The sequence below is a fragment of the Mesorhizobium sp. M6A.T.Ce.TU.002.03.1.1 genome (assembly GCF_003997275.1).
Taxonomy (GTDB): Bacteria; Pseudomonadota; Alphaproteobacteria; order Rhizobiales; family Rhizobiaceae; genus Mesorhizobium; species Mesorhizobium mediterraneum.
Window position 1 is genome coordinate 45,693 of record NZ_RZTI01000015.1, and the last position, 6,162, is coordinate 51,854.

Annotated in this window: 5 protein-coding genes; all 5 read left to right on the forward strand. The window is 58.5% G+C overall.

Annotated features, from left to right (window positions below):
• The first annotated feature begins 11 nt into the window (after positions 1-11).
• The gene (gene tdh, locus EOC93_RS07360) at positions 12-1,046 is read left to right on the forward strand and encodes an L-threonine 3-dehydrogenase (protein WP_127204241.1); all 1,035 of its coding nucleotides are present in this window, start codon (positions 12-14) and stop codon (positions 1,044-1,046) included.
• A 1,688-nt stretch (positions 1,047-2,734) separates the two neighbouring features.
• On the forward strand, positions 2,735-3,421 hold the full coding sequence (locus EOC93_RS07370) for a response regulator transcription factor (RefSeq protein WP_095486062.1): 687 nt from the start codon (positions 2,735-2,737) through the stop codon (positions 3,419-3,421).
• A gap of 71 nt (positions 3,422-3,492) precedes the next feature.
• Complete coding sequence (locus EOC93_RS07375; protein ID WP_245461391.1) at positions 3,493-4,914, forward strand: type II and III secretion system protein family protein; 1,422 nt, start codon at positions 3,493-3,495, stop codon at positions 4,912-4,914.
• Positions 4,915-4,923: 9 nt separating this feature from the next.
• Complete coding sequence (locus EOC93_RS07380; RefSeq protein ID WP_095486064.1) at positions 4,924-5,487, forward strand: CpaD family pilus assembly lipoprotein; 564 nt, start codon at positions 4,924-4,926, stop codon at positions 5,485-5,487.
• 83 nt (positions 5,488-5,570) lie between these two features.
• A partial coding sequence (locus EOC93_RS34660) for an acyltransferase (RefSeq protein ID WP_245461387.1) occupies positions 5,571-6,162 on the forward strand: 592 nt, incomplete at its 3' end.

Genomic DNA, 6,162 nt, shown 5'->3' on the forward strand with positions numbered 1-6,162 from the left:
GGGAGATCCTGATGTCGAACATGATGAACGCGCTGGTCAAGGCCAGGGCCGAGCCGGGCATCTGGATGGAAGAGGTGCCGGTACCGGAGATCGGCCCCAACGACGTGCTGATCAAGATCGAGAAGACCGCGATCTGCGGCACCGACGTCCACATCTACAATTGGGACCAGTGGGCGCAGAAGACCGTGCCGGTGCCGATGGTGACCGGCCATGAATTCGTCGGTACCGTCGCCGATTTCGGCGCCGCGGTCAGCGAATACAAGGTCGGCCAGCGCGTCTCCGGCGAAGGCCATATCGTCTGCGGCCATTGCCGTAACTGCCGGGCGGGCAGGGGCCACCTATGCCGCAACACGCTCGGCGTCGGCGTCAACCGTCCGGGCGCGTTCGGCGAGTATCTGGCGATCCCGCAGCACAATGTCGTGCCGATCCCCGACGATGTGCCCGATGAGATTGCCGCGATCTTCGATCCACTGGGCAACGCCGTCCACACCGCATTGTCCTTCGACCTTGTCGGCGAGGATGTGCTGGTCACCGGCGCCGGGCCGATCGGCATCATGGGCGCGCTCGTTGCCCAATGCGTCGGCGCGCGAAAAGTGGTCATCACCGACATCAACCCGGTGCGGCTGGCGCTGGCGAAAAAACTCGGCGTGCAGCATGTCGTCGACGCCTCGAAGGAAAAGCTGCGCGACGTCATGCCGGTGCTCGGCATGACCGAGGGTTTTGACGTCGGCCTCGAAATGTCGGGTGCCGCGCCCGCCTTCCGCGACATGATCGACACCATGAACAATGGCGGCAAGATCGCCATCCTCGGCATCGCGCCGACCGGCTTCGAGATCGACTGGAACAAGGTCATCTTCAAGATGCTGCATCTCAAGGGCATCTACGGCCGCGAGATGTTCGAGACCTGGTACAAGATGATCGCGCTGGTGCAGGGTCCTCTCGACGTGTCGGGCCTGATCACACACCGCATCGGGGTCGATGACTACCTCGACGGTTTCGAGGCGATGAAGAGCGGCAATTCGGGGAAGGTGGTGATGGATTGGTAGGGATTGCCTTGGCCGCTCTTCAGGAAAAGCTGACGGGACAGCACCCCTCTGGTCCGCCGGACATCTTCCAACGAGGGGAACATGGCTGGGTGGAGAGCTATGGCTCCGCTAGGTGCGCCCCCTAATCATGATACGGCGACGTATCGCGGCCCATCCGATAACGGTCGATGGTGGCAATTCGCCTCAGCCGATGACGGAAACCCGGTGAACGGATGCTCACAGGCCCCCACGGGATAGTCTATTTCCTAAGATCTGCGATTGAGGTCGAGGTGTTGCCGCTGTTTCAGCGGGTAAGATGCGTTAGACGACTTCCGGTACCTTTCCGGTCAGCGAATTAAGGAAGGCAACGAGCCGCATTGGACAGGTCGTGCCATTCCGGTTCGGGGGAAGTATGGCGCGGCTCAGCATGGCGACACGGTCGGAACTGAAGCGGCGATCGTGGAGCGTTATCGCGGCGTTGACAAGCGGCGCATTCTGAATGAGTTCGGGGCGGTAATCGGCTATTATCGCAAGCGCGCGCGATCCGTCTTATGAACCGGTGAGCAGAGGCCGTCTGCGGGCAAGAGCCGCAGCCGCTGTTACGGCAGCGATGTCCGCGAGGCGCTCATCGTGTTGTGGGAGGCTTCGGAGCGGCTGAGGTCCGCATCGTCGCTCGCGGCGGCCAGCGCCGCCGGGCAGGAATGAGTTCGGCAGTTCGCCGCTCGGTGCAAGCCCGCACCTTCGGCGATTGGAAAGATCCGCCGCCCGGCTTTGTTGAGCGCATTCGGGCACGTCTTGGTCGGGGAGCTTCGTGCAGACGATGGTGCTGACCGAAATTGCCACCGGCTGGACCGAATGCATTCCGGTCCGCACGCGCAACAGCGGCAATGTGATCATGGCGATCAAGCAGGCCCGCTCGCGGTTTCCCTGACCCTGTGCTGCTGTTTGCCGGCATCCGCCCGCACAGGAAGAGCTTGGAAAGCGGTCGATCGTCGTGGCCTGAATGCGGAAATCGAGGAGCCGTTGGTCGTCGATCTCCAGCCTGAACGCGGTCGTTTCCTGGTGCCGCAAATCGGCTGTTGCATACACATCCCTGTCAGACGTCAGTTTTCCTCGCCCATTTTGGTGTCGAGACGCGAAGTGCTCTTTTGGACCAGCAAGGCTTTTTGGAAATCTGAGAGCGGCTTTCCGCGGGGCGCTCCATTTTTGAGCATCAAGCTACCACAGCCAATGACGCGCAGGTTCCACCAGGCTCGCCAGCCTTGAAGGACAGCGAAAAAAGCAGAGCACGACAGACACTAGAATCCATCAGGACGCCGCAGTCGTTGAAGATGCGGCGCTGCATCCATACCGTGGATGCATTTGATCCAAATAATCGATTTGTTCAATCAGTTTCTCGAAAGCTAACCCTACCCTCTGTGGGAATCGGGCTCTGAGCCGCGACGCTGCCTTGCGAGCGTAGGGGCTGCACGTAGGAGAGATGATGCAACGAGAAATCGCACGCGGGTTGCTGGCGTCGTGGGTTCGCCGACCGGCGTATTTGAGCCCGCCAGTTGGTCCTCACCCGCGCCTATTGCCACCGAGCGACTTGCATGTCCCTCCGACTCGGACCAGTTCCGAGAGCTGCGACGAGTTGCGCGCCGTGTGCTCCGATCAGATGGCCGCCGGTGACGCGTTCGATGGGCCGTCCCTCTTCGATAGGAGATGAAATGCGAACGCTGCTCGTGGATCATCATGCGGATCTTGCGCGCGCCATGCGACTTGCGCTCGGGGATGGCGGCTTCGTCGTTGATGTCGTTGGTACTCTGGAACTGGCCTCGAGTGCATTTTCTTGCGCCAGCTATGAAATTCTCCTGCTGGAATTGGCTCTGCCAGATGGCGATGGCTTGGGTTGGCTGAGGCAGTTGAGGACCCACGGGCATTCAGTTCCTGCCGTCATTATGAGCAGCCTCAACGATCTCGATAAGCGAATTGCGATCTTCAACGGTGGTGCGGACGACTTTCTGCTCAAACCCGTCTCTACCGATGAGCTTATCGCCAGAATGAGAGCCATTCTGCGCCGGGCGACACAAATGACCGACCTGAGGCTCGTATTTGGCAATCTCAACTTCGATCCGGTCGCCCGACAGGTTTTCGTTGCTGGGCACCCAATGATGATCGCACGTCGCGAACTCTGTATTCTAGAGCATCTGCTTAACCGGGCAGGCCGCATCGTGCCCCGTGCGCAGTTGGAAGATCACCTCTATTCGTTCAACGACGACGTGTCTGCCAACGCGCTTGAAGTCGGAATCTATCGTTTACGTGGACATCTGACCAGATCAGGTGCAACGCCACGGATCAAGACCATCCGTGGCATTGGTTACATTCTAGAATTGACTGACGCGTCATCCGCATAGTTTGTCGAATCGAAAGAAGATCTATTTTGCTGATCCTTCAACATCCTTGCCCTGCGCTCAATTGGCGGGCGATCGCCATCAAGGTTCCTAGACCTGCAGTGCCCCGTTACCTGGGCCATCTCCTCTGTGCGCTTATTGTGACTTTCCCACTTGGTGTCGCGGCGCAAAACAAGCAGGACAAAGGCGCGCCGCGTGCGGCTTCGAATAGCATCAACGCCACGCTGACCCTTTCCTCTTCGCTCGGGGAGACCGTTCATCTGCCCGCGCCAGCCACGACCATCTTTGTTGCTGACCCCGCGATCGCGGATTTTCAGGCACCATCGAGCAAAACAATCTTCGTCTTTGGCAAGAAATCGGGGCGGACCAGCCTATTCGCCTTGGATGGCAACGGCGAGCCTCTCGCCGAATTGCGTATCGTTGTCACGCAACCGATCGGGGATTTACGCGCCATGTTGCGGGAGCAGGTCGGCGACTATCCCATCCGCGTCAACTATACGCCGCGCGGCGCAATCCTTAGCGGGACAGCGCCCGACGCAGAGGTCGCCGACACCGCAAAAAGAGTCACTGAGCAATATCTGGGCGACGGAGCGCAAGTCGTCAACAACATCAAGGTCGCTGGATCCCTGCAAGTTAACCTCAGCGTGCGCGTAGCCGAAGTCTCACGCAGCGCCATGAAGTCACTCGGCGTCAACCTGTCCGCCTTCGGTCAAATCGGCAATTTCAAAGTGGGCGTTCTAAGCGGAAGCGGTGCAAGCGCTGGGTCTGGTTCAACCCAGGGTGGCGGTACAGCAGAAATCGGATTCGACAACGGTGCCGTCAACGTCAGCGCGGTTCTCGACGCGCTCGCCAAGGAGCATATAGCTTCCGTCCTGGCTGAGCCGAACCTCACCGCCATGTCGGGTGAAAAAGCCAGCTTTCTCGCTGGCGGCGAATTTCCCATTCCTGTCCTGCAGGAAAACAGGCAGATATCGGTTGAATTCCGTCACTTCGGCGTCAGTCTGGAATTTGTGCCGACAGTTCTCAGCAACAATCAAATCAACATTCACGTAACGCCCGAAGTCAGTGAACTGTCGACGCAAGGTGCCGTGCAAATCAACGGAATTTCCGTGCCGGCAGTTTCCACGCGCCGAGCCGATACGGTCGTCGAACTCGCCAGTGGGCAGAGCTTCGCAATCGGCGGTCTAATCAGGCGGAACGTCAACAATGATGTCAGGGCCTTTCCCTGGCTCGGAGAAATGCCGATCCTGGGACCGCTTTTTCGCTCGTCCTCGTTTCAAAAAGAGGAGTCAGAACTGGTCATTCTAGTTACGCCTTACATTGTAAGACCAGGCTCCAACCCAAACCAGATGAGCGCACCTACCGAGCGGGCGGCACCGGCTTTGAACGGAGGGGGCGCTCCGACGAATTCCGTGGCAAGTCCCCCGCGAGACCGCGCTGCTATCCGTGCGGGCGCGCCAAGCGCCCAGGGCGGTCTCGGCTTCATCATCGAATAGTGTCGTCCAATGATGTTGCGTTTTATAATCCTCTTTGTCGCTCTGGCACCAAGCGTAAGTGGCTGCACCAGCACTACGCCAGTTGATGTCGAACCATCGGCACCAATGCTTGTCCGAGAGGAGACCACCGTCCTGACGTTGCAAAGCCTGCGCGCTTCCGAACGGCAGCGTTTGCGTGTTTTCCTAGACAAGGCCAGTCGCGGCCGGTTCGATGCCCTCCACCTCCTCATCAGCGGTTCGCCCCAGCTCAGCGCACGGGTAGCCCATCAGGCCAGGCAGTTGGCAATCGAAGCAGACAACATTCAATTGCTCGATCAACACGACGCCGGCTCAGTGCGAATTGAGGCGATTGTCTATCACGCCCGTCCGCCGGTCTGTCCCTCATATGGTGCTTTACCCAATGAAGAATCCTTCAAACAGCCGCTTGGTTGTTCGACAGGATATAACCTGGCCGTGATGGTCAACGATCCGCGCGATCTGCTCGACAATCAGGCCGTCAAGTCCGGCGATGGCGATCGTGCTTCTATACCAGTTGCCACTTACAGAACATTCGGGACGGATAAAGGTGGCTGATACCGTCCCTTATCTTGGCAGCACTCCTACCGGGGATTGAAAGCTCCAATCTCGCCCTGATCTAAAATCAAAGGAACCGCTGGATGCAATATAGGCGCGATATCGAGGGCCTTAGGGCTGTTGCTGTACTTCCGGTCGTACTCTTTCATTTCGGAATTTCGGCGATCCCGGGTGGCTTTAGCGGGGTCGATATCTTCTTCGTCATCTCCGGCTACCTAATCAGCGGAAGCCTCTTGGATGACCTTGAACGCGGCCAATTTTCGATCGTCAACTTCTACTGGCGCCGTGCCCGGCGCATTCTGCCGGCTCTCGTCTTTGTGATGCTTCTCACCTGCATTGCGGCATTGTTCATTCTTCTGCCATCGGATCTGCGCGAATTCAGTCTTAGCATCATAGCTGCCTCGACTTTCTGGTCGAACGTTTTTTTCTGGAAAACGTCAAGTTACTTCTCGATCGATGCCGCGCTTCGACCACTGTTGCACACCTGGTCGCTTTCCGTAGAGGAGCAGTACTACATCTTCGCCCCAATCCTGATGTTCCTAATCTATCGCTACATCGGGAAGCGCTGGCTGACGACACTTCTTCCGATAATTCTCTGCAGCTTCGTAGTGGCGGTGATGGCGACATCGCTGGCGCCCACCGCCGGATTCTATCTGCTGCCGACCCGAATCTGGG